General features: G+C 69.6%; 1 pseudogene. It reads left to right on the forward strand.

Annotated elements, in window-relative coordinates:
- Nucleotides 1-247: pseudogene (locus ACLJNW_RS27505) on the forward strand (hypothetical protein); the annotation flags it as partial.

Below are 247 nucleotides of genomic sequence, written 5' to 3' on the forward strand. Positions count from 1 at the left end.
GGCACCCACTACGTGGATATCACTGGAGAGATCGCGGTGTTCGAGCAGGCCCACGCCGGCGACGCCGAGGCCCGCGAGGCCGGCATCGTGGTCTGCCCGGGCGTCGGCTTCGATGTGATCCCCACCGATTGCCTGGCCGCCTGCCTGAAGGAGGCGCTGCCGGACGCGCAACGGCTGGCGCTGGGCTTCGACACCGGCAGCGGGCTTTCGACGGGAACCGCGAAGACCAGCGTCGAAGGCCTCAAGT

Source organism: Salmonella sp. SAL4457 (genome assembly GCF_046548235.1).
GTDB lineage: Bacteria > Pseudomonadota > Gammaproteobacteria > Enterobacterales > Enterobacteriaceae > Salmonella > Salmonella enterica.